We start from the raw sequence: 24,191 nt of genomic DNA on the forward strand, positions 1-24,191 counted from the left end.
TGCCCCTATTCTTTTTTCTCGTGCCTCAGACGACCGCCGCCGCCAGCCGTCCCGTCCGCCGACCCATCGGCACGGCCACCCGCGGCACCACCAGTCCCAACCGGCTGCGCCGCGCGGACCGCTGGCTGGCCGGTCCGGCCGCCGGCTGCCTCCGCCGGTCGGCGGACCCGCTCGTCATCGACCTGGGCTATGGGGCGGCGCCAACCACCGCCGTCGAACTCCACCACCGCCTGTCCCGGGTGCGCCTCGACATTGAGGTGATCGGGATCGAGATTGAGCCGGCACGCGTCGCCGTGGCCAAGGCCTTGGAGCGGCCTGGCCTGACCTTCCGGCAGGGCGGCTTCGAAATCCCGGTGGCAGGCCGGCGGCCAGCGGTGGTCCGCGCGTTTAACGTGCTGCGGCAGTACCCGGAATCCGAGTACGGCGCGGCGTGGGACACGGTGCGGGGACGGCTGGCGCCGGGCGGGCTGTTCATCGACGGCACCTGCGATGAGATCGGCCGCCGCGCCACCTGGATCGCGGTGGCGCCGGAAGGGCCGCTCTCGCTGAGCATCTCGCTGCGGTTCGGCGCCTTCTGCCGGCCCTCCGAGGTGGCCGAGCGGCTGCCCAAGGCGCTGATCCACCACAATGTTCCCGGCGAGCGGGTGCACCGCTACCTGCAGGCGCTGGACCGCGCGTGGGCAGACGCGGCTCCGCTGGCCGCGTTCGGAACCCGGCAGCGCTGGCTGGCCATGTGCCAGAGGATGCACGACGCCGGGTGGCCGCTTCTCGACGGGCCGTCGAGGTGGCGGCTGGGGGAAGTCACCGTGGCGTGGCACGCCGTCGCGCCCGCGGGGTGAGTGAGGCAGAACCTACCAGGGGTAGGCGGACCCGCCGCCCTTGACCTCGATCAGGGCGGGCTTGACGTCCGCCAGGTACACGCCGGCAGCGGCAACGGCGGCCAGTTGGAAGATCATCCACGTGCCCAGGCCGCCGGCGCCCAACGCGGCCAGGGCCCCGACCGCCGTGGAGGCTGCCAGCACGCCAACCCAGAAGCCCTTGGTCTTCTTGAATGCGGCCTGGAAGTAGTCGGCCTTGCGGCCCACGCAATCCGCCAGCGCCCATATCTCGATCACCAGGGCGACCAGCCCCAGGACCGTGTAGAGCCAGTATTGGATGTCGTAGGCGAGTAGCACGGCTTAAGCCTAACCGGTGGGGGTGCGTTTCGGCAGCCTCACACGTCCGCCGCGGCGAGTGCCTGGTCCAGGTCCGCCCAGAGGTCGGCGGGGTTCTCGATTCCCACCGACAGCCGCAGCAGGTTCTCCGGAACGCTCCCGGGTTCGTTGACATGGCGGCGGCGCCGCTCGATCAGCGATTCCACGCCGCCCAGCGAGGTCGCCGGCAGCCACAGCCTGAGCGCGTCAATGACCTTGTCCGCGGCCGCCGCCCCGCCCTTGACCTGAATGGCGATGATGGAGCCGAAGCCGTCCATCTGCGCCGCTGCGCGGGCGTGCCCCGGGTCTTCGGGCAGGCCCGGGTAGCGCACGGCCTCCACGGCCCGGTGTTGCTGCAGTTTCCGGGCCAGCTCGCCGGCAGTGGCCTGGGAGCGTTCCACCCGCAGCGCCAGGGTCCGCACGCCGCGCAGTGCCAGCCAGGTCTCGAACGGTCCGGCGATGGCGCCGCGCAGCGACCGGTGCACCAGCAGCTTCGAGCGTAGGTCCTCGTCGGACGTCACGAGGGCGCCGAGCACCACGTCCGAATGGCCGGCCAGGTACTTCGTCACCGAATGCACGACGACGTCGACCCCCGCCGCCAGCGGACGCTGGCCCAAGGGTGTGGAGAAGGTGTTGTCCGCGACCACCAGGGCGCCGGCCGCGTGGGCAGCCCGGGCGAGCACCTCCACTTCGGCGATCTCGAGCATCGGGTTGGTCGGGCTTTCCAGCCAGAGCATGTCGGCGCCGGCCAACTGAGCCGTGACGGCGGCGGTGTCCGCGATGTCCACCGTGCGCAACTGCAGTTCCCCGCGCCCGGCCAGCTGCTCGGCAATGGCCAGGCTGCCCTGGTAGCTGTGCCGCGGCATCACCAGCACGCCGCCGGGAGGGAGCAGCGACAGCGCGGCCGAAACGGCCGCGAGCCCGGACGCGAAGACCAGTCCGGGCAGGGACGCGCCTTCCAACCCGGCCAGGGTTTCTTCGAACGGATCCCAGGTCGGGTTGGAGTAGCGGCCGTAGGCGCGGTCCCCCTGCACCACTTCGCCCCGGCCGAAGAACGTGGAGGACAACACCAGCGGCGGGTTGACCGGTGCGTCGTGGTCGCGGGGCGGCCGTCCGGAGGAAACCACAACGGTGTCCGGGGCGAGTTGCCCGGCATCCTGGCGGCCGTGGGAGAAGGCGTCGGTCATGAGAGCACATTAGTACCACCGCCATCCACACGCTAACTGTGACCGTCCCGCGGGCCCCGGCGATTCCCGCTAGGCTAATCAGGTGAGTTCCGACCGCCAGCCCGCCACCGCACGCGGCCTCTTTATCGCATTCGAAGGCGGGGACGGGGCCGGAAAATCAACCCAGGCCGCCGCCGTCGAACAGCGTCTGCAGGCGATGGGCCGGACGGTGCTCCGTACCCGGGAACCAGGCGGCACCCCCGTGGGGGAAAAGCTGCGCGCGCTGGTGCTCGAACACGGCCACGGCGAGATCGACGCCCGCACCGAGGCCCTGATCTTCTCCGCCTCCCGGGCCGCCCACGTGGAACAGGTCATTCGGCCGGCGCTGGAGCGCGGCGATGTGGTGGTCTGCGATCGGTTCATCGACTCCTCGGTGGCGTACCAGGGTGCCGGCCGCGGGCTCGGACTGGCGGCGGTGCGGGAGCTCAACCTGTGGGCCACGGACGGGCTGCTGCCCGACCTGACCGTGCTGCTGGACGTTGCCCCGCAGCAGGGCCGCGAGCGGCGCACGGCCGGGGATGCCGCCGAGGACCGGCTGGAGTCAGAGGCCGACGACTTCCACTCCCGGATCCGGGACGCCTTTGTGGAACTGGCCGACGCAGCCCCGGAGAAGTACCTGGTGCTGGACGCCGCCGCCGACCGCGACGACCTGACCGTGGCGATCATGGCCCGGGTGCGGGAGCTGCTGGCATGAGCGTCTGGTCCGACTTGCCCGGCCAGGCCGCGGTAATCGAACAGCTCAGCCGGGCGGCCGCCGCCGAACGCCCCGCGCACGCCTGGCTCTTTACCGGCCCGCCCGGCTCCGGCCGCAGCAACGCCGCCAAGTCCTTCGCCGCGGCGCTGTTGTGCGACCACGCGGATCCGGCCGAACGCGGCTGCGGGGCCTGCCATGCCTGCCGCACGGTGCTGGCCGGTTCCAATGCCGATGCCACCCTGGTGGCCACCGAGAACGTGACGTTCTCCATTCAGGAGATGCGCGAACTGGTCGGCAAGGCGCAGGACAAGCCGTCCTCGGGGCGCTGGCGCGTGATCATCATCGAGGACGCGGACCGGATGACCGAGCGCACCACCAATGTGCTGCTCAAGGCCATCGAGGAACCGCCCCCGCGGACCATCTGGATCCTGTGCACGCCCAGCCCTGCGGACGTCCTGGTGACCATCCGCTCGCGCTGCCGCCCGGTCAGCCTGCGCATTCCGCCGCCCGACGACGTCGCCGCCCTCCTGGTCCGCCGGGACGGCGCGGATCCCGAGCTGGCCGGCTTCGCCGCCCGGGTTTCGCAGAGCCACATCGGCGTCGCCCGCCGCCTGGCCACCGACGCCGATGCCCGCCACCGCCGCGACACGATTGTGCGGCTGCCGCTGCGGCTGCGCGGTGTGGCCGACGCCGTCACCGCCGCAGGCGAACTCGTGGAGATCTCCAATGCCGACGCCGCGGCCGCCTCCGAACAGCGCAACGAGGCCGAGCGCGAGTCACTGCTGGTCGCGCTCGGGGCACCCGAGAAGGGCGCCATGCCGCCGGCAATCCGCAGCCAGCTCAAGCGGCTGGAGGAAGACCAGAAACGCCGCGCCAAGCGCAGTGTCAGCGACTCGCTGGACCGGGTGATGATCGACCTGAGCACGTTCTTCCGCGACGTGCTCACCCTCCAGCTGGGTACCGGCACCGAACTGGTCAACGAATACCTGCGCCAGGATCTGACCGCCTACGCGGAACGATCCACCCCCGAACAGACGTTGGGCAGGATGGACGCCATTGCCCAGGCCAGGCAGCGCCTGGGCACCAACGTTGCCCCCGTCCTGGCCATGGAAGCCATGGCCGTCAGCCTGCTCTGAGTCCCCGGACCCGCACGCAGCACTATCCAGGAGCCGCCCGCATGCCCCGCACCCGCCCCAGGCACCCCGCTTCAACGCGCCGTTCCCCAGCAGCGGTGCTGGCCGCCGTCGTCCTCCTGCTGGGCACCGGCTGTTCCGTGATCGCCCCGGAACAGGAGCGCGAAACCGCGGACCCGGCGCAGGTCACCAACGGGGTGGCCGAAGAACTGATGCCGTACTACACGCAGGACGTCGACTGGCAGCCGTGCGAGAGCGGATTGGAGTGCGCGGACGTCGACGTGCCGCTGGACTACGCGGACCCCGGCGGCGAAAGCATCCAGATCGCCGCCATCCGCAGCGACGCCGGCGGTTCGGCGCAGGGGTCAATCCTGGTCAATCCGGGCGGGCCCGGCGGCTCCGGCTACGACCTGCTGCGCGACGGCCTCCAGACGATGTTTTCCGAGCAGCTGCGGAGCGAGTACGACCTGGTCGGCTTCGATCCGCGGGGCGTGCAACGCTCGGCGCCGGTGACCTGCCAGACCGACGCCGAACGCGACGAGTCCCGGCAGACGGAGTACGACCGCGACTCGGTCGAGGACCTCCAGCGGGCGATCGACGATGCGGCCGAGCTCGCCGCCCAGTGCGCGGAGAAGACCGGCGAGGTCCTGGGCCACGTGGACACGGTCAGCGCCGCCAAGGACATGGACATCATCCGGGCCGTCGTCGGCGACGAAAAGCTGAACTACCTGGGCTTCTCCTACGGCACGTTCCTGGGTGCCACCTACGCGGGGCTGTTCCCGGAGCGGACCGGGCGAATGGTGCTGGACGGTGCGCTGGATCCCTCGCTGAGCAACGAGCAGATCACGCTGGGCCAGGCGGCCGCCTTCGAGGACACCATCCACGCCTACGCGGAGTTTTGCCTGGAGAATGCCGGCTGCCCGATGAGCGGCGGCGTGGACGACGCCGTGGCCCAGCTGCGCGACCTGATTCGCTCCGTCGAGGAGAGCCCGCTCACCGCGTCGGACGGCCGGCTGGTCCCGGTCGGCACCTTTGTCTCCGGCCTGCTGGTGCCGCTGTACGACGACGCCAGCTGGCCGCGTCTCACGCAGGCGCTAACGCATGCATTCCAGGGCGATCCCAGCACCGTGCTGTCGTTCGCAGACAGCAGCGCCGGACGCGCCCCCGACGGCCGCTACACCAGCAACGGCACGTTCGCCTTCATGGCGGTCAACTGCCTGGACTATCCGATGGAGACCGATTTGGCCGCCATGCGCGAGGACGCCAAGGAACTGGAGCAGGCCTCCCCCACCCTCGGCCGCTACCTGGCCTACGGCGGGGTGAACTGCAAGAACTGGCCGTACGAGCCCACCGGTGAACGCGCCCCGATCCACGCCGAGGGGGCCGCGCCGATGCTGGTGATCGGCACCACCGGCGACCCGGCCACCCCCTACGAGTGGGCCGAATCCATGGCCGAAGACCTGGCGTCGGCCACGCTGCTGACCTACGAGGGCGAAGGCCACACGGCGTACGGGCGGGGCAACACCTGCATCCGCGATGCGGTGGACAGCTACTTCGCCGACGGCACCATGCCGGCCGAGGGCACCGTCTGCTCCTGAGCCAACGCGGGCCGGTCGTTTTGACCGGCCCGGCACGGCTCCCATATAGTTGTTCTTCGTGGATTCGGCCCGGAAACGGTCACAATCCCCGCCTCCTTAGCTCAGTCGGTAGAGCGTTTCACTCGTAATGAAAAGGTCGCCAGTTCGATTCTGGCAGGGGGCTCCATCGAAGCTCTCCGCACGGCAGGCAGCCGGCGGAGGGCTTTTTTGTTTCCCGGATTCCGCCGCGCGTAGGCAGGCTGTGGGTCAGCGCTTCAGGCCGGCCAGCAGGCGCTCGGCATCGGCCAGGTCCGCGAGCACAACGGCGGCGCGCCGGCGCACGTTCTCGACGCCGGCTTCGTAGCCTTGGCTGCCGCCGAGCCTGACCATCGCCGCGGCCTGTGCGGCCGCCGCCAGGGAGTTGCCTGCCCTGGAAAGGCTGCGGTGGACATCTGCCAGCACGCCGCCGGGAATATCCAGTCCGTCGGTGGGATGCAGCGACTGGGCGGTCGTGCAGCAACTGCGCACCCGTGGCAGGAGGCCGGCGAGCTGGTCGGCTACCGGCAGCAGCTCGCCGTAGAGGCCGTCGTCCTCCACACCCTCGAGGACCTGGTGGTAGCGCTCCAAGGCGCGCCGGAAGCGGTCGTGCGCGCGGCGCCAAATGCCCTTGCCGAGTTCCTTATCCTCCCGGCGGGCCTGCCGGGCGGCACCGAAGAGCGCCACCGGCCCTACAGGTACTGTCCGGGTCCGGCGTGCCGTTCGCCGCCCTGCACCGAGCCGGCGTTCTCCCCCTCGGCTCCGGTGGCCCGTCGCGGTTCACCGTCGTCGCCAATCACGACGCCGGGCGCGATCATGGTGCCGGGCGGCAGCTGGCGCATTTGCATGCGGGCCGCCATCTGTTGGTTGAGGGCCTGCTGCGCCGCGATGGCGGTCTGGATGCCGTGGAAGAGGCCCTCCAGCCAGCCGACCAGCTGCGCCTGGGCGATGCGCAGCTCGGCGTCCGACGGCGTGGAGTCGTCGGTGAACGGCAGGTTGATCCGGTGCAGTTCCTCGATCAGCTCCGGTGCCAACCCGTCCTCCAGCTCCTTGACGGACCGCTCATGGATTTCGGCCAGGCGTACCCGGGCCGCGTCGTCCAGCGGGGCGCTGCGCACTTCCTCGAGCAGTTGGCGGACCATCGTGCCGATCCGCATGACCTTCGCCGGTTCATCGACCAGGTCGGCCAGCGCCGAATTGCCGCGGCCGGGCCGCCGCGCGGCGGGACCGGGCCCCGGGCTCGGGGGCTCTCCGCCGGCCGGGCTGTGGCCGCTGGGCAGCGCGGGGAGGATGACCGGTTCTGCCGGCTGCGGCGTCTGCTCTTCGCTCATGTTTTCATCTTGCCAGAGACGGACAGCGGGCGCAGAGCATAGCCGGCCCCGGTCAGCAGCAGCGTCCCTGCGGGTTGTTCTCCTGCCGGTCCGTCTTGTCCCGCCAGAACTCACGCTCGCTCATCGGCTCCGTGCCGGGATGTGCCCGCCGGTGGTGCCGAAGATAGTCCTGGTATGCGTGCTCGCCCATCACCCCTTGGAAGAACCAGGCGAACCTCTGCCAGCCGCTCCGGGCGCGGGGCCAGATGACGCCGGACATCAGTGGCCCGCCTTGGCCCGCCCGGTGTCGGCCGGCAGTTCGTTCCATTGCCTTTCCAGTTCCTTCTCCGGCCGGCTGGCCAGGAAGCCGGCCGGCGCGTAGATGGCGGAGACCACCGCGGGGTCCTCGTGCGAGGGTTCCCCGCCCAGCCGCCAGGACTTATAGGTGGCGATGAGGGCGGTGGCGATGACGATGATGGTCAGCACCACGAACACGATGGACAGCGTGCCCTGCACCGCGGTGTTGCGGACCACCGCCTCCATCTCCTGCACGGAGGATGCGTTTCCGAGGCTCGTCTCGCCGGCTGCCAAGGCTTCGCGGTGGGCGATGTGGTTGGCCCAGTAGCCCACCTTCACATCCGAGCTGAAAATCTTCAGGATCGAGGCCCAGATGGTGATCACGGCGGCGAAGGCCAGCGGCAGCCCGATAATCCACAGATACTTGAACGCCCCGCGCTTGGCCGCGATGGCCAGGCAGACCGCGAGCGCGATGGCCGCCAGCAGCTGGTTGGCGATGCCGAAGAGCGGGAAGAACGTGTTGATGCCGCCCAGCGGATCGGTGACACCCAGGATCAGGATGTAGCCCCAACCCGCCACCATGATGGCCGTGCAGATCCAGACGCCGGGACGCCAGGACATGTTCTTGAACTTCGGCAGGACGTTGCCGACGGTGTCCTGCAGCATGAAGCGGGCCACGCGGGTTCCGGCGTCGACCGCGGTGAGGATGAACAGCGCCTCGAACATGATGGCGAAGTGGTACCAGAAGCCCATCATCCCGATGCCCCCGATCAGTCCCTGCATGATGTGTGCGAGGCCGACGGCGAGGGTGGGCGCGCCGCCGGTGCGCGAAACCACCGATTCCTCGCCGACGTTGCTGGCCAGGTCGGTGAGCATGTCCGGCGTCAGGTTGACGCCGGCCAGGCCCAGGCCGTTGACGAAGGCTACCGCGCCTTCCACCGTGCCGCCGGTGGCCGCCGCGGAGGCGTTCATCGCGAAGTAGATACCGCGGTCGATCGAGATGGCCGCGACCAGCGCCATGATGGCCACGAAGGACTCCATCAGCATTCCGCCGTAGCCGATGAAGCGGGTCTGCCTCTCCTTCTGCACCATCTTGGGCGTGGTCCCGGAGGAGATCAGCGCATGGAATCCCGAGAGTGCGCCGCAGGCAATGGTGACGAACAGGAAGGGAAACAGCGAACCGGCCACCACGGGGGCGTCGTCGCGGCCCGCGAACTCGCTGAACGCCGGCACGTTGATTTCCGGGCGCACGAGCACGATGGCCAGCGCCAGCATCAGGATGGTGCCGATTTTCATGAAGGTGGAGAGGTAGTCGCGCGGGGCCAGCAGCAGCCACACCGGCAGTACCGCCGCGATGAAGCCGTAGATGATGATGCCCCAGGCGATGGTGGTCCGGTCCAGCGTGAAGACCGCCGCGCCCCACTCGGTGTCCGCGATCATCCCGCCGCCAATGATGGCGGCGATCAGCAGCACGAAGCCGATGAGGGAGACCTCGCTGACCTTGCCCGGCCGGAGGAAACGCAGGTAGATGCCCATGAAGATGGCGATGGGGATGGTCATCGCCACCGAGAAGACACCCCAGGGCGACTCGCCCAGGGCGTTCACCACGACCAGGGCCAGGATCGCCACGATGATGATCATGATGGTCAGCGTGGCGATCAGGGCCGCGGTGCCGCCGATCACGCCGAGTTCCTCTCGGGCCATCTGGCCCAGCGAACGGCCGCCCCGGCGCATGGAGAAGAACAGCACGAGGTAGTCCTGCACCGCCCCGGCCAGGATCACGCCCACGATGATCCACAGGGTGCCCGGCAGGTAACCCATCTGCGCCGCCAGGATGGGCCCGACCAGCGGACCGGCGCCCGCGATTGCGGCGAAGTGGTGGCCGTAGAGCACGCGGCGGTCCGTCGCGACGTAGTCCTTGCCGTCCGCGTTGTACTCTGCCGGCGTCGCCCTCAGGTCGTTGGGGCGGGTGAGCTTGTTCTCGATGAACTTGGAGTAGAACCGGTAGGCGATGAAGTACGTGCAGACGGCCGCGAAGACGAACCAGATCGCGTTAATCGTTTCGCCCCGCGAAAACGCGAGGATACTCCAACTCACGGCCCCGAGCAGGGCGATGGCCACCCAGATCACGATCTTGGTCGGGGTCCACCTGTGGGCCCTCGGCCTCCGCGGCCGGATCCAGCGCTACCGGCGGCAGGGTGGGATCCTGCACCAGGACGTCGGATGCGGGACCATTCCTCCCGGGTTGCCCGGGCCGGGGTCCGCTGAATTTCTCGCTCATGATGCTCCCCTCGTGGAACGCCGTCCGCTTTTACGAAGCACCGTAGCAGCGACGTCGCTTGGAGGGAACGGGAAGGCCGATTTCAGGGGGTAGTGAGCAGGATCTTGCCGGTGTGTTCGCCGGAATCGAAGTACTCGTGGGCCGCCGCCGCCTCCGACAGGGCGAACGTGCGGTGCACCTGTGGTTTGACGTCGCCGGAGACGACCAGCGGCCAGACATGCTCGGCGACCGCCCGCACGATGGCGGCTTTCTCCTCAGCAGGCCTGGCCCGAAGGGTCGTGCCGATGACCGCCCCGCGCTTGGCCATCAACTGGCCGAGGTTCAGTTCGGCCTTGGCCCCGCCCAGCAGCCCGATCACCACCAGCCGCCCGGAGGTGGCGAGCGCGTCCACGTTGCGCTGCAGGTATTTGGCACCCACCACGTCCAAGATGACGTCGGCGCCCCGGCCTCCGGTGGCGTCCTTGATCCGTTCCACGAAGTCTTCCTCGCGGTAGTTGATCAGCACCTCGGCACCCAGCCCGCGCGCGACGTCGAGCTTTTCCCGGCTGCCAGCCGTCACGGCAGGGATCGCGCCGAAAGCGGCAACCAGCTGGACGGCCATCGTGCCGATGCCGCCGGCGCCGCCGTGGATGAGCACCGTTTCCCCGGCCTGCACGCCCGCGGCCATGAAGAGATTGGAAAAGACGGTGGCCGCCACCTCCGGCAGGGCCGCGGCCGTCACCACATCGATTCCCCGCGGGACCGGCAGCACCTGACCCGCCGAAACCGCCACCTGCTCGGCGTAGCCGCCGCCAGCCAGGAGGGCACATACTTCGTCGCCCACCCGAAGCCCGCCGACCCCCGTGCCGACCGCCGATACCCGGCCCGACACCTCCAAGCCGGGGATCTCGGACGCACCGGGCGGCGGCGGGTAGACGCCCAGGCGCTGCTGGACGTCGGCGCGGTTCACTCCCGCGGCGGCGACGTCGATCACCACCTCGCCCTCGGTTGGTTGCGGTGCTTCGGTCTCCCGCATGTTCAGGACCTCGGGTCCGCCTGCTCCGTCGTAGAAAACCGCCTTCATACCAGCCTTTCGCCTTGTCCGGGGCATCAAAACCCCGTGCCTGCGCGCTTTGCCCGGGTAGACCCCTCCGTGTCAGACTACAAGGTGAGGAAGGTTGTCCGAGCGGCCGAAGGAGCTGGTCTTGAAAACCAGTAGGCGGTAACCCCGTCTCATGGGTTCAAATCCCATACCTTCCGCTTCCAGCAGGTGTCCGGCCGTTTCGCCCGGGCACCTGCTGCATTTGGCTCCCACACCCGGCCGCGGTCCCGGGCCCGTCGGGCGCATGGTCCGGACGCCGGCCATCCGGCGTCAAGTATTCTGGCCCGGCGGTCCCCCGGTATACCCTCGGCTAGGAGTCGTTCGCACCAAAGCTTGAGGAGTCCACCCGTGCCCAGTCAGCCAGCACCCGTCCGCCGCCCCCTCAAGGCGGCCACCGCCGTCGTCCTTCTGGCGCTGCTTAGTGGCTGCGGGGGTGAAACGGAGGAACCGCCGCGGGATGAATCCGGTGCGGTGACGGAGGCCGCCGCTGCCGGCGCCTACGCCATCAAGGTGGGCGACTGCCTGAACAATCCGGACACCGACCGCCTGACCGAGGTGGAGTTCGTCCCGTGCGACCAGGCCCACGAGCTGGAGGCGTTTGCCGCCAGCAACCTGCCCGAGGGCGATTTTCCCGGCGACAAGGAAGTGGCGGCCAAGGCCGAGGAGTTCTGCGTGGCCGAGTTCGAGGCCTTCGCCGGCATCCCCTACGACGATTCGGCACTGGAGCTGACCTACCTCAACCCGACCGAGGCCAGCTGGACCGGCGAGGAGGACCGGGAGCTGCTGTGCCTGCTCGGCGAGGAAGGCTCGAAGCCCGTCACCGGCACGCTGAAGGATGCCCGGCGGTAACGTCCCGGCCGTCGCCCTGGAGGTACCTTCCCGGTGGTAACTGCGGCTAGGTAGCTCCGGCTAGCGTCCCAAAGCTAGCTACCCGGACGTCGCCCCGGCCTTCCTGTCAAGAGCGGGAGCCGTTCCTCTGCGAATTTAAACGTTCTTTCGCATAAGTCTTCCACTGCTTCTAGCCCTCGGGTAACCTCCCGTTCATCCGTGCCCGCTGGACTGGGGGCGGTGCGCCCTGTGCACCGTGCAACCAGCTGTGCCGCAGCCCTTCCCTGCGGTTCGAGGAGCATTACTTCCACCTGAGAGATAGGGCCACATGGCTACTTCATCACCGAAGACCGCGCTGGCGGCGGTCCTGACGGCAGGGTTGGTGGCGGCGCCTTTCGCCGCGTTGCCTGCGCACGCGGCCGACCCGGTCGAGCTGAACCTGCTGAGCATCAACGATTTCCACGGCCGGATCGACGCGAACACCGTCAAGTTCGCCGGCACCGTGGAGCAGCTCCGCGCGCAAAACCCCGAGGGGACACTGTTCACCTCCGCCGGCGACAACATCGGCGCGTCCGTCTTCGCGTCCTCCACGCAGCAGGACCAACCGACCATCGATGTGCTCAACGCCCTGGAATTGGCGACGACGGCGGTGGGCAACCACGAGTTCGACGGCGGCTTCGCGGACCTGACCGACCGCGTGGCGGCCGCGTCCGACTACCCGCAACTGGGCGCCAACGTGTACCGGGCCGACACCACGGAGCCGGCCCTGCCCGAGTACGAGCTGGTCACGGTCAGCGGCGTGAGCGTCGGCGTGGTTGGAGTGGTCACGGAGGAAACCTCCTCGCTGGTGTCCCCGGGCGGGATCGCGGACCTGGAGTTCGGCGACCCGGTGGACGCCGTCAACCGGGTGGCGGCCCAGCTGACCGACGGCGAAGGCGACGAAGCCGACGTCATCATCGCGTCCTTCCACGAGGGAGCGAACACCAACACCGATCTGGGCGGCGCGGCAGGCGCCAGCGCCGTGTTCAACCGGATCGTCAACGAGACCAGCCCGGACGTTGACGTCATCTTCAACGGCCACACCCACCAGGCCTACAGCTTCGACGCCCCGGTCCCGGGCGCGGAGGGCAAGACCCGACCCGTGGTGCAGGCAGGCTCCTACGGCGAAAACATCGGCCAGGTGCAGCTGAGCTATGACGCCGCGACGGACGAGGTCGTGGCGCACACCGGGGCCGTGGTGCCGCGCACCAAGACCGCCGACGGTGACCTGGTGGCCGCGTACCCGCGGGCGGCCGAGGTATCCTCGATCGTCCAGGCCGCACTCGAGCACGCCGCGGAGATCGGCGCCCAGCCCGTCGGCTCCGTCACCGCCGACATCACCACCGCGTTCCTGCCCGACGGGCCGGATGCCGGCACGGAGCCGGACCGCGACGACCGCGCCTCCGAATCGACGCTGGGCAACCTCGTCGCCGACTCGCTGCTGGCATCGCTGTCTTCCGCCGAACGCGGCGGCGCGGAAATCGGCGTGGTTAACCCCGGCGGCCTGCGCAACGAGCTCTACTACGCGCCCGACGGCACCGTCACCTACGCCGAGGCCAACGCGGTGCTGCCCTTCCTGAACAACCTCTGGACCACCACCCTGACCGGCGCGCAGGTCCAGGCCATGCTGGAGCAGCAGTGGCAGCGCACCGCCGCCGGCGACGTGCCGAGCCGCGCCTACCTGCAGCTTGGCCTGAGCAAGAACGTCAACTACACCTACGACCCGGCCCTGCCCGAGGGGGAACGCATCACCGGCGTCTGGGTCAACGGCGAACCGCTGGACCCGGAACGCGGCTACCGCGTGGGCACCTTCAGCTTCCTTGCCCAGGGCGGCGACAATTTCCACATCTTCAACGACGGAACCGACACCCGCGACTCGGGACTGGTGGACCGCGACGCGTGGATCACCTACCTCCGGGGCAACAGCCCGCTCTCCCCGGACTTCGCCCGGCGCAGCGTGCAGCTCACCGGCGCGCCGGAATCCGTCAGTCCCGGCCAAAAGGTCAGCGTGCAGGTGGCCAAGCTGGACCTGACGTCGCTGGGCGCCCCGGTCACCACCGAGGTGTCGCTGGCCTACGTCGACGCCGCCGGCACCAGGACCACGCTGGGCACCTTCCCGGTGGCCGACGGCGCTGCCTCCCTTGAGTTCACCGCACCGTCCGCGCTGGACGGCGGCTACTTCACATTGACCGCGGACGCGTCCGGAACCACCTTCCGGCTGCCCACCACCCTTATCGCCAGAGACATCGGCGCCGACCATGTAGTGATCAACGAAGCCTATTTGTCCGGCGGCAGCGCCGGCGCAGCCTACCGGAACAAGTTTGTGGAGTTGTACAATCCCACGGATGCCGACATCAGCCTCGACGGCTGGTCGCTGCAATACCGCTCGGCCACCGGCACCGGAAACCCCAGTGCCGTGGCAGAACTGTCCGGCAGCATCAAGGCCGGCGGACACTATCTGGTGCAGGCCAACTCCAACGGCAGCAACGGCGAAGAGCTGCCGGAGCCTGACCTGGTGACCGGCATGGCCCCGTCCGGCACGAGAGGCACCCTGGTGCTGTCGAACCAGGCCGGTGCGGTGGCGGACCTGGGCACCGGCTCGGTCGTCGACCGCGCCAACGTGGTGGACCTGTTGGGCTACGGCACCTCGAACACCTTTGAAACCGAAGCGGCCCAAGCGCCGGACAACAACCAGGACGTGCGGTCGCTGAACCGCGCGGAGGGAACGGACACCGACAACAACTCCGCGGACTTCAGCCTCAGCGAAGACATCACCCCGCAGGGCGCCGGCGGGGGCGACGGCGGCGGCGATCCCGCACCGCAGCCGCGGTCCGTGGCCATCGCCGACATCCAAGGCACCGGCACGCAGTCCCCGCTGGCCGGCCAGACCGTGACCACCCGGGGCGTGGTCACCGCCGCCTACTCCACGGGCGGCTTTGACGGCTACTACCTCCAGACGGAAGGCACCGGCGGCGACACCGACGCGGCAGCCCGGACGGCGTCCGATGCCGTCTTCGTCTACTCCCCCGCCACGGTCGGCCAGGTGAAGGCCGGCGACTTCGTGGAGGTCACGGGCAAGGTCAGCGAGTTCCACGGCCTGACCGAGCTCACGGTGGCCGCCGACGGACTGAAGCTGCTCACCGAGGCGGCCGCGGCCCCGAAGGCGGCCGCCATCGGTTGGCCCGCCACCGACGACGAGCGCGAGAAGTTCGAGGGCATGCTACTGGCTCCCCAGGGCGGCTTCACCGTCACCGACAACTACTCCCTGAACCAGTACGGTGAAATCGGCCTGGCCGCCGGAAACTCCCCGCTGGTGCAGCCGACCGCCGTCGGGACCTACGGTTCGGACGCGTTCTGGGCCGAAACCGAGAAGAACGCCGCCCTGGCCGTCACGCTGGACGACGGCTCAAGCGTCAACTACCTGGGCGCCGACGCCAACAAGGACATCCCGCTGCCTTACCTCTCCGCCCAGGATCCGGTCCGGGTGGGGTCCCCGGCCACATTCACCACCAACGTAGTGCTGGATTACCGGTTCGATCTCTGGCGTTTCCAGCCGCTGGGACACCTGACGGTGGAGAACGCGGAAAGCGTCCAGCCGGCGTCGTTCCAGAACACCCGCACTGATGCTCCGGAACAGGTTGGCGGTGTGAAGCTGGCCTCCTTCAACGTGCTGAACTACTTCACGACCACCGGCGATCAGGTGGCGGGATGCGGTGCCTTCACGGACCGTGATGGCAACCCGGTCACGGCCCGGAACTGCGACGCCCGCGGCGCCTGGGACGCGGCGAACCTGGAACGCCAGCAGGACAAGATCGTGGCAGCCATTAATGCGCTGGACGCGGACATCGTGGCGCTGGAGGAGATCGAGAACTCCGCGCAGTTCGGCAAGGACCGCGACGCCGCCCTGGCCGCGCTGACCGAGGCTCTGAATGCGGACCTGGGCGACACCCGCCACCACGGCAAGCATTCGGGCAAGGGGCCTCAGCACGGCGGGTGGGACTACGTCCGGTCGCCGGAGGAGCTGCCGGCGCTGGCGGATGAGGACTTCATCCGCACGGCCTTCATCTACAAGAAGGACGGGGTAAAGACGGTGCGAGAGTCGGTGATCCACAACGACACCGCAGCCTTCGCCAACGCCCGCAAGCCGCTGGCGCAGGCGTTCAAGGCCAAGAACGGCGCCTCGGATACCTTCATCGTGATTGCCAACCACTTCAAGTCCAAGGGCTCCGGCCCGAAGTCGGGCGAGAACGCCGACCACGGCCAGGGCGCCTGGAACGCCGCCCGCACCGCGCAGGCGCATTCCCTGGTGGACTTCGCGGATCGGCTGCAGGAGCAGTTCCGGACCAACAAGGTGCTGCTGACCGGCGATTTCAACTCCTACGCGAAGGAGGACCCGATCAGGGTCCTGACCGACGCCGGGTACGTCGACCAGGGCGCCAAGACCGGCGAGCACAGCTACAGCTTCGGCGGCATGGTCGGTTCGCTGGACTACATCTTCGCCTCGCCCGCCGCGGACGCGAAGGTCATTGGCGCCGACATCTGGAACATCAACTCGGTGGAGTCGATCGCGCTGGAGTACAGCCGGTACAACTACAACGCCACCGACTTCTATGCGCCGGACCCCTACCGGGCCAGCGACCACGATCCGATCATCGTGGGCCTGGACATGGGCAAGGACAGGGCAGGCGGCAGCGCCCGTTAGACAAACACGCGCGTGGGCCCTCCCCCGCCGGGGAGGGCCTACCCGCGCCCATGGCCGGGGTCAGTACCCCGGCACCCCGCTGGCGACCACGTCGGTGCCCGCCTCTGCAGGGCCGGCCAGGCTCCTGTTGTCGGCCGCCGCCAGGATGGCGCGCGCTATCCGGTCGGCATCCTGCAGCGTACGGCCGCCGGTGTCGCCCGGCGCCCCGGCCTCGGCGGCGATCGACGTGCCCCACTGGACCGAGGACAGCTGCAGTCCGATCACGTACAGGCTCCGGGCCGGATGGCCGTTTCGGTCCAGCGGACGGTAAGGCGGCAGCGTCACGTCCAGGCCCGAGGAGGTCACCGGCTGTCCGTTGGGCCCGATCATCAGCCTCGGCCGGACCAGGCCGTCCTCGAGCATCCGCCGCAGCAGCGGAGACCGGTTGTGGGCCACCCGGTTGGCCGGCATCATCGCCTCCACCAGGTACGCGCCGGTGTATTCGGCGCCGTCGACCCACGGCGACGTCACCCGGAACCGGCCGCTGTCCGGGTCCACCTCGTAGACCGGTTCCGGCCCGGCGAACCGGACAATGCCGGCCCGCGCCAAGGCGGCCAACTGCTCGATGCGCTGGGCCGGCGGTCCGCTCGCCAGCCCTTCGACCAGCGGTTCGAACCAGCCGCGCAGTTCGGCAAGCCACGATTCCTCCGTGATGCCGCCGTCAGCCACAATCTTCTTCAACAGCGAGCGCCCGGCGTTGAGTGCCCCGATGGCCATCTTGAGCGGATCGTCGGTGCCGCGGGCGGAACCCATGGCATCGGCATCCAGATAGTCCAGAACCGCCTGCTGGTAGTCCGCCGCGGAGGCAAACTTGCGCCCGTTGAACGGCTTGGCCAGTGCCTCCACGTCCAGCAACCGGTGCCCGGCGACCCGTTCCGACAGGTAGGCCCCCGCCCGCACCAGCAGGGTGCGGCTGCCCGGCTCCGTCTTCTCCGCCAGCAGCCGCTCCAGCCCGGCCAGCAGCTCCTCCGGCGGCACGCTCAGGCACTCCGGTTCCACCCGCCCGAGCGTGGAGTAATAGGCCCAGTAGACGTCGCGGTGCAGCATCGGCCACAGATCGTGGTCGAAGCCGGGCTGCACGCCGGCTTCGGCATACAGGCTGGCCGCGTGCGTGGTGAAATGCCGCAGCTCCACGCCGGCCGGGATGTAACTGTCGATCCTGGCCTTCGCCCGGTACGGCGTGCCCCGCCGGGAGCCGGCCACCAGGCGCGGTTCCTTCCCCGAAGGGACGTAGCGCAACGGCTCGGTGTCCGTCGCCGGGAGGAACCGCCCGCCGCGGCCCTCGGTGACCTGCACCATCAGGTCGAAAAAGTTCAGCCCCATGCCGCGCACCAGAACCGTGCGGCCGGGCGGGAGCCGATCCCAGTCCACGTCTGCCGGCACATTCGGCGGCAGGTAGTTCAGGCCGTGCCGGGCCGCTGCATCCTGCAGCTGCTGCTGCTCCGGATTCAGCGCCGCGGGAACGTGCCCCAGGGCAAGCACCACGGCGTCCGCCGCCACGGTGGCGCCGTCGGCCAGCTCAAGCTGCCATTCGCCGTCGTGCTCCGAGAGACCGGTGGCCTCCGCCGAATGCACGGTGAGGGACACATCCGCCCCGGTCCGGGCTGCCAGCTGCGCGAAGGTCCAGGTCAGGTAGCGCCCGTAGAGTGCCCGGCTGGGGAAATCGGCCGGCCCCAGCGCAGCGGCCTCCTCGCGGTCGTCCTGCGGCACCTCGGGAAAGCTGCCGGCCGCGACCGCGGAGCGCCAGGCCTCGAAGGTCATGCCCGCCACCGGATCGGGGCCCACCTGTGGGGTCCCCGGGGCCGGCACCACCGTGGGGAACAGGCAGGGGGTGTTCATCAGGAACAACCGGGACTGGCCCGGCTGCCAGACATGCCCGGCGCCGGGAGGATAGGGATCGATCAGGTGGATCCGCAGGCGCGCCCCGCCGTGGGCCCGGTGGTTGGACAGCAGCCGCTCCAGCACGGAGGTGCCCCGCGGGCCGGCGCCCACGATCGCCACACGGTAACTGCCCGGATTGTCCATCCGTCTAGCCTACGGGTTGGGAACCGGCTCCCCGTGGCGGCATGCCTAGGATGGGTCCATGGCCAAGGACACCGCGCATCTGCCCCAGGACGACTTCATCTGGCTCGAGGACATCTACGGCGACAAGCCCCTGGAGTGGGCGAAGGCACAAAACCGGCGCACCGAGGCCAAGCTCGTGGACGACTCGTTCACGGCGCTGGAGGCCGGCATTCTGGAAGTCCTGGACGCGGAGGACCGGATCCCGGCCGTCATCAAGCGCGGCCCGCACTACTACAACTTCTGGCGGGACAAAGCCAACCCCCGCGGCCTGCTGCGCCGCACCAGCTGGGAGAGCTACCTGACCGATTCCCCGGACTGGGAGGTGCTGCTGGACGTCGACGCGCTGGCCGCCGCCGAGGGCGTCGACTGGGTCTATGCCGGTTCGTCCTTCCTGCGCCCGGCCGACGGCACCAGCTACCGGCGTGCCATGCTGCGGCTCTCCCCCGACGGCGGCGACGCGGTGCGGCTGCGCGAGTTCGACGTCGAGGACCGCGCCTTCGTGCCCGGCGGCTTCGACATCCCGGTGGCCAAGAGCTATGTCTCCTGGCTGGACGAGGACCACATCCTGCTGGGCACCGACTTCGGCCCCGGCTCGCTGACCACTTCCTCCTACCCGCGGACCAGCCGCATCCTGCGCCGCGGCCAGGCTCCGGAGGCTGCCACCGAGTACTTCGACGTCCCCCAAAACCACATGCTGGCCCAGGTGGGCCACGACTCCACCCCCGGCTTCGAACGGGACGTGGCGGTGGACGTCATCGATTTCTTCAACTACCGCACCTACCTGCGGCGCGACGGCGAGTGGCTGCCCATCGACGTTCCCACCGACGTGAACGTGGATCTCCACCGCCAGTGGTTGCTACTGCGGCCGCGGGACGACTGGGAACTGGACGGCACGGTCCACCCGGCCGGGTCCCTGCTCGCCGCCGACCTGGAGGCGTTCCTGGCCGGCGACCGTTCCCTGCAGGTCCTCTTCGCCCCCGACGCGGCAACCTCGCTGCAGTCCTGGAGCTGGACCCGGAACTACCTGCTGCTCAACCTGCTGCAGGACGTCTCGTCCCGGATCCTGGTGCTGGATCCGGCCGCGCAGTGGGCCGCCTCCGAACTCCGTGACTGCCCGCCGCTGCACGCCGTGGATGCATCCGGGGTGGACGACGACGAATCCGACGACTACTCGCTGGTGGCCACCGGTTACCTCACGCCGTCGACCCTCTCGCGCGGCACCATCGGCGGGCCGGCACTGGAAGTCAAGGCATCGCCGTCGTACTTTGACGCCTCCGCCTACGAGGTCCAGCAGCACTTCGCCACCTCCAAGGACGGCACGCAGGTCCCCTATTTCCAGGTGGGCCCCAAGGATCTTGCGTACGACGGCGGCAACCCGGTGCTGCTCTCGGGTTACGGCGGGTTCGAAGTCGCGCGTACGCCCGGCTACAGCGGCACGGTGGGGCGGGCCTGGCTGGAACAGCGCAGCGAGGAGGGCCGCGGCGGCGTGTACGTGGTGGCCAACATCCGCGGCGGCGGCGAGTACGGCCCGGGCTGGCACCGGGCGGCGCTCCAGGCCAACCGGCACCGCGCCTACGAGGACTTCGCCGCGGTGGCGGAGGACCTGATGGACCGCGGGGTCACCCGCCGGGAGCGGCTGGGCTGCGCCGGCGGATCGAACGGCGGCCTGCTGGTGGGAAACATGCTGACCGGCTACCCGCACCTCTTCGGCGCGGTGTCGTGCGGGGTGCCGCTGCTGGACATGGCCCGCTACACCCGACTCTCCGCCGGTTACTCCTGGATCGCGGAGTACGGGGACCCCGAGGACCCGGCACAGTGGGAGTTCATCCGCACCTTCTCGCCCTACCACCTGCTCCAGCCGGGCACGGAGTATCCTGACACACTCATCTGGACCGCTACCTCGGACGACCGGGTGGGCCCGGTGCAGGCCCGCAAGATGGCCGCCCGGATGCAGGAACTCGGGGTCGAAAACGTCTGGTTCCACGAAGCCCTCGAGGGCGGACACGCCGGCGCCAGCGACAACAAGCAGACGGCCCGGTTGCAGGCGCTCTCGCACGCGTTCCTGTGGCGCGCGCTGACCGGCTGAGCCGTTCGCTGTTTTGCTCTTGGCCCCGGATTCTGGGTAGTCTTGTGTGGCTAGCAATAGCGTATGGAGACGTGCCAGAGCGGCCGAATGGACTTCACTGCTAATGAAGGGTCGGGGTTAAACTCGACCGGGGGTTCAAATCCCCCCGTCTCCGCGTCAACTCCCCCGGGAAACCGGGGGAGTTTTTGCGTCTGGTCCCCGCGTTCCGGCGGCCCGGCCGCTTGATGAGGGCCCGCCTCCTCCGCCCGCCGCAGCGTCACGGCCGCCCGGGCCCGAACCAGCGGGCGAGCGCGTCCTCCAGTCCCCGCCCGGTCCCTTCCCCCGTCCACGCCACGTGCCCGTCGGGCCGGATCAACACCGCGGCAGGAGCGCTGACCGAACCGATCACGGGAAGCTTCCACCCGCCGTCGTACCTGGCGTCCACCAGTTGCACCCGGTCCGCCCACTGCCCCAACCCGATGCTGCCCGGCGCGCCGAGGTTCAGCAGCACCGCGCGGGCTTCATGCAGGAGGGTGAACACCCGCAGCGGGCCCTTGGCGGTGACCACGTCGAGATCGGGCATGCGCCGCCCGAGCAGCGGGTGCCCCTCGCCGAGGTCGTAGCGGACGTCCAGGCCGGAGATGAGTGCAGCCAGCCGCTTCCGGGCCTCGTCGATTGTGAGCAGTCCGGCCACCGTGTCGGCCAAGGCGCCGACGCGCGGGTCGGCCCGCTGCATCACCGACTGCGCCATTGTGTGCTTGAGCGCGCGGGCTCCGGCGGGGTGCCGCTCGGCGTGGTAGGTGTCCAGCAGGCTGTCCGGGGCACTGCCCCGGACCACCAGGGCGAGCTTCCAGCCGAGGTTCACGGCGTCCTGGATGCCGAGCCCGATCCCCTGCCCGCCTGAAGGAGCATGGATGTGCGCGGCGTCCCCGGCCAGCAGCACGCGTCCGTTGCGGTAGGCCGCGGCCTGCCGCGTGGCGTCCGTGAAGCGCGAGATCCAGGTCGGATGGTGGATCCCGAAGTCGGTGCCGTAGACCTCGGACAGCGCCGTGCCGAGGTCCGCCAGCGTGGGTTCGGTCGCCGGCCCCAGTTGCTTCTCGGTCACGACCACCCGCACCGTTCGCCCGTCCTCCATCGGGTGCAGCCCGTGGACCCCCACCTCGTCGATGCGCATGCCCGACGGCGTCTCCTCGGTCACCTCCACCTCGGCGATCAGGCTGCTTTTCGTCGCATCCCAGCCGGGGAACCCGATGCCGGCCGCCTTACGGACCGCGCTGCGTCCGCCGTCGGCGCCGACCAGGTACCGCGCGCGCATCGGCCCGCCGTCGGCCAGATGCACGTCGACACCGGCGGCGTCCTGGACCAAGCCGGTTACCTCGAGGCCCCGATGGACCGGCACGCCCAGTTCCTCGATCCAGCCGGCCAGGATCCGCTCAATATGGTTCTGCCACAGGCCGAGCGTGTAGGGGTGGCGGGTGGGAAAGTCGCTGACGTCCAGCGCCGTGTTCCCGAAGAACGCCGCCTGGACGGGCTGGCCCTCAGCCAGGAACCGGTCGGCAATCCCGCGCTGATCGAGAATCTCGATGGTCCGCGAGTGGAAGCCGCCCGCGCGCGAGCCCACCAGCTCCGGCGTCGGGCGGCGCTCCACGATCGCCGTATCCACGCCCGCCAGCGCCAGTTCTCCGGCAAGCATCATCCCCGTCGGACCGCCCCCGGCAACGATGACCTCCACCATCACGACCCCGCCTCTCCGAACCTTGTCGTGCGCCTCTTCAGCGCACGTCCGGGCCAGTTTGGGGCATGAGGGGGGCCTTGCAGCAAGCCCCCCGGTGCGCGCTACATTGGAAGTGGCGGCAGACCTCCGGCTCCGCAGGTCAGGCGAAGCCGAAGACCGGCGGGAAGGCCACGACGACGACGGCGGCCCAGGCACCATAGACCGGCAGGTACCCTGTCTGCCAGCGCTCCAGCGCCGCGAAGGGCCGCCGCCCGCGCAGGAACCCGACGGTGAGCCACGCCGCCCGCACCAGATGCACCAACAGCAGCAGGTTCAGGCCGAGCGCGGCGACCTTGTTGGCGCTGGTACCGAATTCGGCGATCCGGGTCAGCATCGCCGTCAGCATGACCGCGTCGACCGCGACCGCGGCGGCGACGAGGACCAATTGCAGGCCGTCGAACAGGCCCGGCGGCGCCAGCGCGTCGCGGGCAGAAATCGCGTACAGCAGCAGGGCCAGGACGAGCACGAGGATCGCGTTCATCAGGATGAGCAGCCCCCGGTCGACGTCCACCAGGCCGCCGGCCGCCGTGAGTACTGCCAGCAGGGCCAGCAGCATCACGATGGTCAGGGGCGTGAAGACGCGGGTGAGCACCGGGGCGATGTTCTCGACGACGTTCTGCTTGGCCTCGACCAGCCAGGCGGCTACGACCAGCGCACCCGGGACGGCGAACGGCAGGATCCAGGCCTCCATCGCGGGCTCGAAGTCGACGCCGACAGCCTGCAGCGCGCCGAAGGTGAGCCCGATCAGCACAGCCCCGCCGAGGGCCAACAGCGTGAAGTAGATCGCGAGCTCACCGCTGAACCGGACAAAGTCCATGCGCCGGCTGTGCTCCCGCCACCTGCCGCCAACGTACGCCACGCCCGCCAGCAGCCACAGGACGACCGGGGCGTGCAGCACGGCGAGCACCTCGGTGGAACCGGCGGCCGCGAACGGATAGGCATTGAGCAGCACGGCCAGCGCGGTGAACGGGACGAGCAGCGCAGCCGCCTTGGGCACCGTCAACCGGCGTTTCCAGGCGAAGTACGCGGCAAGGAACGGGAAGACGAGGAGGCCGAGGTTGCGCGCCAGGACCGCGCCGTCGAGCCACAGGGTGCCCGCCTTGACGGCCACTCCTGCCCCGACGGCGAGCGCGAGGACGACAGCGAGCTCCCGCCATGGCGGCGCTGCGGAGTCGGCGTCCTGCGGGACGAGCACCAACTGCTTCCACAGCCGGTCGGAGTGCTCGCGGGCGAACTCATGCGAGATCGCATCCAGATTGCCCAGGCGCTTGATCGCGACGAGGAAGGCCTCCTCGTCGTCCAGCCCTGACGCCTGGCGGTCGGCGATTTGTCCGCGCAGGTGGTCCTCGAGTTCATCGAGGTCCGCGGGTGAGATCGCCTGCCGCCGCCGGACATACCCGCGCCACCGGTCTATCTGTGCTTCCAACTCGGCATGCGGTTCCATCAGGCCCACCCTTCGACCGGGGCCGCGGGCGGCGGCACTGCCTGCCACACCCGCCGCAGCGTCTCGGCGACCACCGTCCACTGTTGCTGCCGCTCGGCGAGCACCTCCCGGCCTTGGGCGGTGATGGCATAGTGTTTGCGCCGCCGTCCGGCCTCCGAGATGCCCCACGAGGACGACACATACCCGAACCGTTCGAGTCGGTGCAGCAGCGGGTAGAGCATGCCGTCCGTCCACTCCAGCCCTCCGTCGGACAGTTCGCTGACGCGCTTGCTGATGGCGTAGCCGTATAGTTCGCCCTCCGACAATATCCCCAGCACGAGCGGGGTGGCGGAAGCGGCGACCAGGTCCTTGTCAATGCGCAAAGGGTCCTCCTGATACCTAGATCTGCAAGGTATTACCCTAGCACCT

General features: G+C 69.6%; 17 protein-coding genes, 3 tRNA genes and 1 pseudogene. 10 read left to right on the top strand and 11 right to left on the bottom strand.

Annotated elements, in window-relative coordinates; all coding sequences use genetic code 11:
* Positions 1–20 precede the first annotated feature (20 nt).
* Positions 21–839 carry a class I SAM-dependent methyltransferase gene (locus AC5RW2_RS16135; RefSeq protein WP_494024628.1) on the top strand — a complete coding sequence of 273 codons (819 nt, stop codon included), beginning with the start codon at positions 21–23 and terminating at the stop codon, positions 837–839.
* A 12-nt stretch (positions 840–851) separates the two neighbouring features.
* Here AC5RW2_RS16135 and AC5RW2_RS16140 read toward each other — a convergent pair whose 3' ends face one another.
* Positions 852–1,175, bottom strand: coding sequence for a DUF2516 family protein (locus AC5RW2_RS16140; RefSeq protein WP_493976898.1), 324 nt, complete (start codon positions 1,173–1,175; stop codon positions 852–854).
* A gap of 38 nt (positions 1,176–1,213) precedes the next feature.
* Positions 1,214–2,380: a trans-sulfuration enzyme family protein gene (locus tag AC5RW2_RS16145; protein ID WP_494074211.1), complete on the bottom strand. Its 1,167-nt coding sequence runs from the start codon at positions 2,378–2,380 to the stop codon at positions 1,214–1,216.
* 82 nt (positions 2,381–2,462) lie between these two features.
* On the opposite strand from AC5RW2_RS16145, the gene tmk reads away from it, so the two are divergent.
* From tmk to AC5RW2_RS16165, 4 genes are all read left to right on the top strand, one after another.
* A complete protein-coding gene (gene tmk / locus AC5RW2_RS16150) occupies positions 2,463–3,113 on the top strand; it encodes a dTMP kinase (protein ID WP_494024630.1) in 651 nt (216 codons plus the stop codon).
* Entirely contained in the window at positions 3,110–4,249 is a 1,140-nt protein-coding gene (locus AC5RW2_RS16155) for a DNA polymerase III subunit delta' (RefSeq protein ID WP_494024631.1), read from the top strand. The genes tmk and AC5RW2_RS16155 overlap by 4 nt, the downstream gene beginning before the upstream one ends.
* Before the next feature lie 41 nt (positions 4,250–4,290).
* Complete coding sequence (locus AC5RW2_RS16160) at positions 4,291–5,844, top strand: alpha/beta hydrolase (RefSeq protein ID WP_494024632.1); 1,554 nt, start codon at positions 4,291–4,293, stop codon at positions 5,842–5,844.
* A 90-nt stretch (positions 5,845–5,934) separates the two neighbouring features.
* Positions 5,935–6,010: transfer RNA gene (locus tag AC5RW2_RS16165), tRNA-Thr, on the top strand.
* A gap of 80 nt (positions 6,011–6,090) precedes the next feature.
* Here the strand turns inward: AC5RW2_RS16165 and AC5RW2_RS16170 are convergent.
* The 5 genes and pseudogenes from AC5RW2_RS16170 to AC5RW2_RS16190 form a co-directional block, all read right to left on the bottom strand.
* Positions 6,091–6,546, bottom strand: coding sequence for a hypothetical protein (locus AC5RW2_RS16170; protein WP_494002306.1), 456 nt, complete (start codon positions 6,544–6,546; stop codon positions 6,091–6,093).
* A 5-nt stretch (positions 6,547–6,551) separates the two neighbouring features.
* Positions 6,552–7,190 (bottom strand): bacterial proteasome activator family protein, encoded by a 639-nt coding sequence (locus tag AC5RW2_RS16175; protein ID WP_494024324.1) that lies wholly within the window; start codon positions 7,188–7,190, stop codon positions 6,552–6,554.
* Between the two features lie 52 nt (positions 7,191–7,242).
* On the bottom strand, positions 7,243–7,449 hold the full coding sequence (locus AC5RW2_RS16180) for a YbdD/YjiX family protein (protein WP_494014752.1): 207 nt from the start codon (positions 7,447–7,449) through the stop codon (positions 7,243–7,245).
* Positions 7,449–9,747: pseudogene (locus AC5RW2_RS16185) on the bottom strand (carbon starvation CstA family protein). The gene AC5RW2_RS16180 and the pseudogene AC5RW2_RS16185 overlap by 1 nt, the downstream one beginning before the upstream one ends.
* An 82-nt stretch (positions 9,748–9,829) precedes the next feature.
* Positions 9,830–10,810 (bottom strand): NAD(P)H-quinone oxidoreductase, encoded by a 981-nt coding sequence (locus AC5RW2_RS16190; RefSeq protein ID WP_494024634.1) that lies wholly within the window; start codon positions 10,808–10,810, stop codon positions 9,830–9,832.
* Between the two features lie 88 nt (positions 10,811–10,898).
* On the opposite strand from AC5RW2_RS16190, the gene AC5RW2_RS16195 reads away from it, so the two are divergent.
* The 3 genes from AC5RW2_RS16195 to AC5RW2_RS16205 all read left to right on the top strand — a co-directional run bounded on the left by AC5RW2_RS16195 (position 10,899) and on the right by AC5RW2_RS16205 (position 16,397).
* Positions 10,899–10,986: transfer RNA gene (locus AC5RW2_RS16195), tRNA-Ser, on the top strand.
* A 190-nt stretch (positions 10,987–11,176) separates the two neighbouring features.
* On the top strand, positions 11,177–11,677 hold the full coding sequence (locus AC5RW2_RS16200; protein WP_494002301.1) for a septum formation family protein: 501 nt from the start codon (positions 11,177–11,179) through the stop codon (positions 11,675–11,677).
* Positions 11,678–11,984: 307 nt separating this feature from the next.
* Positions 11,985–16,397, top strand: coding sequence for an ExeM/NucH family extracellular endonuclease (locus tag AC5RW2_RS16205; protein ID WP_494074212.1), 4,413 nt, complete (start codon positions 11,985–11,987; stop codon positions 16,395–16,397).
* A gap of 60 nt (positions 16,398–16,457) precedes the next feature.
* Here the strand turns inward: AC5RW2_RS16205 and AC5RW2_RS16210 are convergent, their stop codons facing one another.
* On the bottom strand, positions 16,458–18,461 hold the full coding sequence (locus tag AC5RW2_RS16210) for an FAD/NAD(P)-binding protein (RefSeq protein ID WP_494074213.1): 2,004 nt from the start codon (positions 18,459–18,461) through the stop codon (positions 16,458–16,460).
* Positions 18,462–18,519: 58 nt separating this feature from the next.
* Between AC5RW2_RS16210 and AC5RW2_RS16215 the strand changes: the two genes are divergently transcribed.
* Positions 18,520–20,586: a prolyl oligopeptidase family serine peptidase gene (locus AC5RW2_RS16215; RefSeq protein ID WP_494074214.1), complete on the top strand. Its 2,067-nt coding sequence runs from the start codon at positions 18,520–18,522 to the stop codon at positions 20,584–20,586.
* A gap of 65 nt (positions 20,587–20,651) precedes the next feature.
* Positions 20,652–20,740, top strand: a tRNA-Ser gene (locus AC5RW2_RS16220).
* Positions 20,741–20,842: 102 nt separating this feature from the next.
* Here the strand turns inward: AC5RW2_RS16220 and AC5RW2_RS16225 are convergent.
* From AC5RW2_RS16225 to AC5RW2_RS16235, 3 genes are all read right to left on the bottom strand, one after another.
* Positions 20,843–22,300 (bottom strand): FAD-dependent monooxygenase, encoded by a 1,458-nt coding sequence (locus AC5RW2_RS16225; protein ID WP_494074323.1) that lies wholly within the window; start codon positions 22,298–22,300, stop codon positions 20,843–20,845.
* Positions 22,301–22,439: 139 nt separating this feature from the next.
* Positions 22,440–23,783 carry a permease prefix domain 1-containing protein gene (locus AC5RW2_RS16230; protein WP_494074215.1) on the bottom strand — a complete coding sequence of 448 codons (1,344 nt, stop codon included), beginning with the start codon at positions 23,781–23,783 and terminating at the stop codon, positions 22,440–22,442.
* Positions 23,783–24,145 (bottom strand): PadR family transcriptional regulator, encoded by a 363-nt coding sequence (locus AC5RW2_RS16235; protein WP_494002295.1) that lies wholly within the window; start codon positions 24,143–24,145, stop codon positions 23,783–23,785. The genes AC5RW2_RS16230 and AC5RW2_RS16235 overlap by 1 nt, the downstream gene beginning before the upstream one ends.
* Positions 24,146–24,191 lie beyond the last annotated feature (46 nt).

This window comes from Arthrobacter sp. B0316-1-20, from assembly GCF_059091865.1.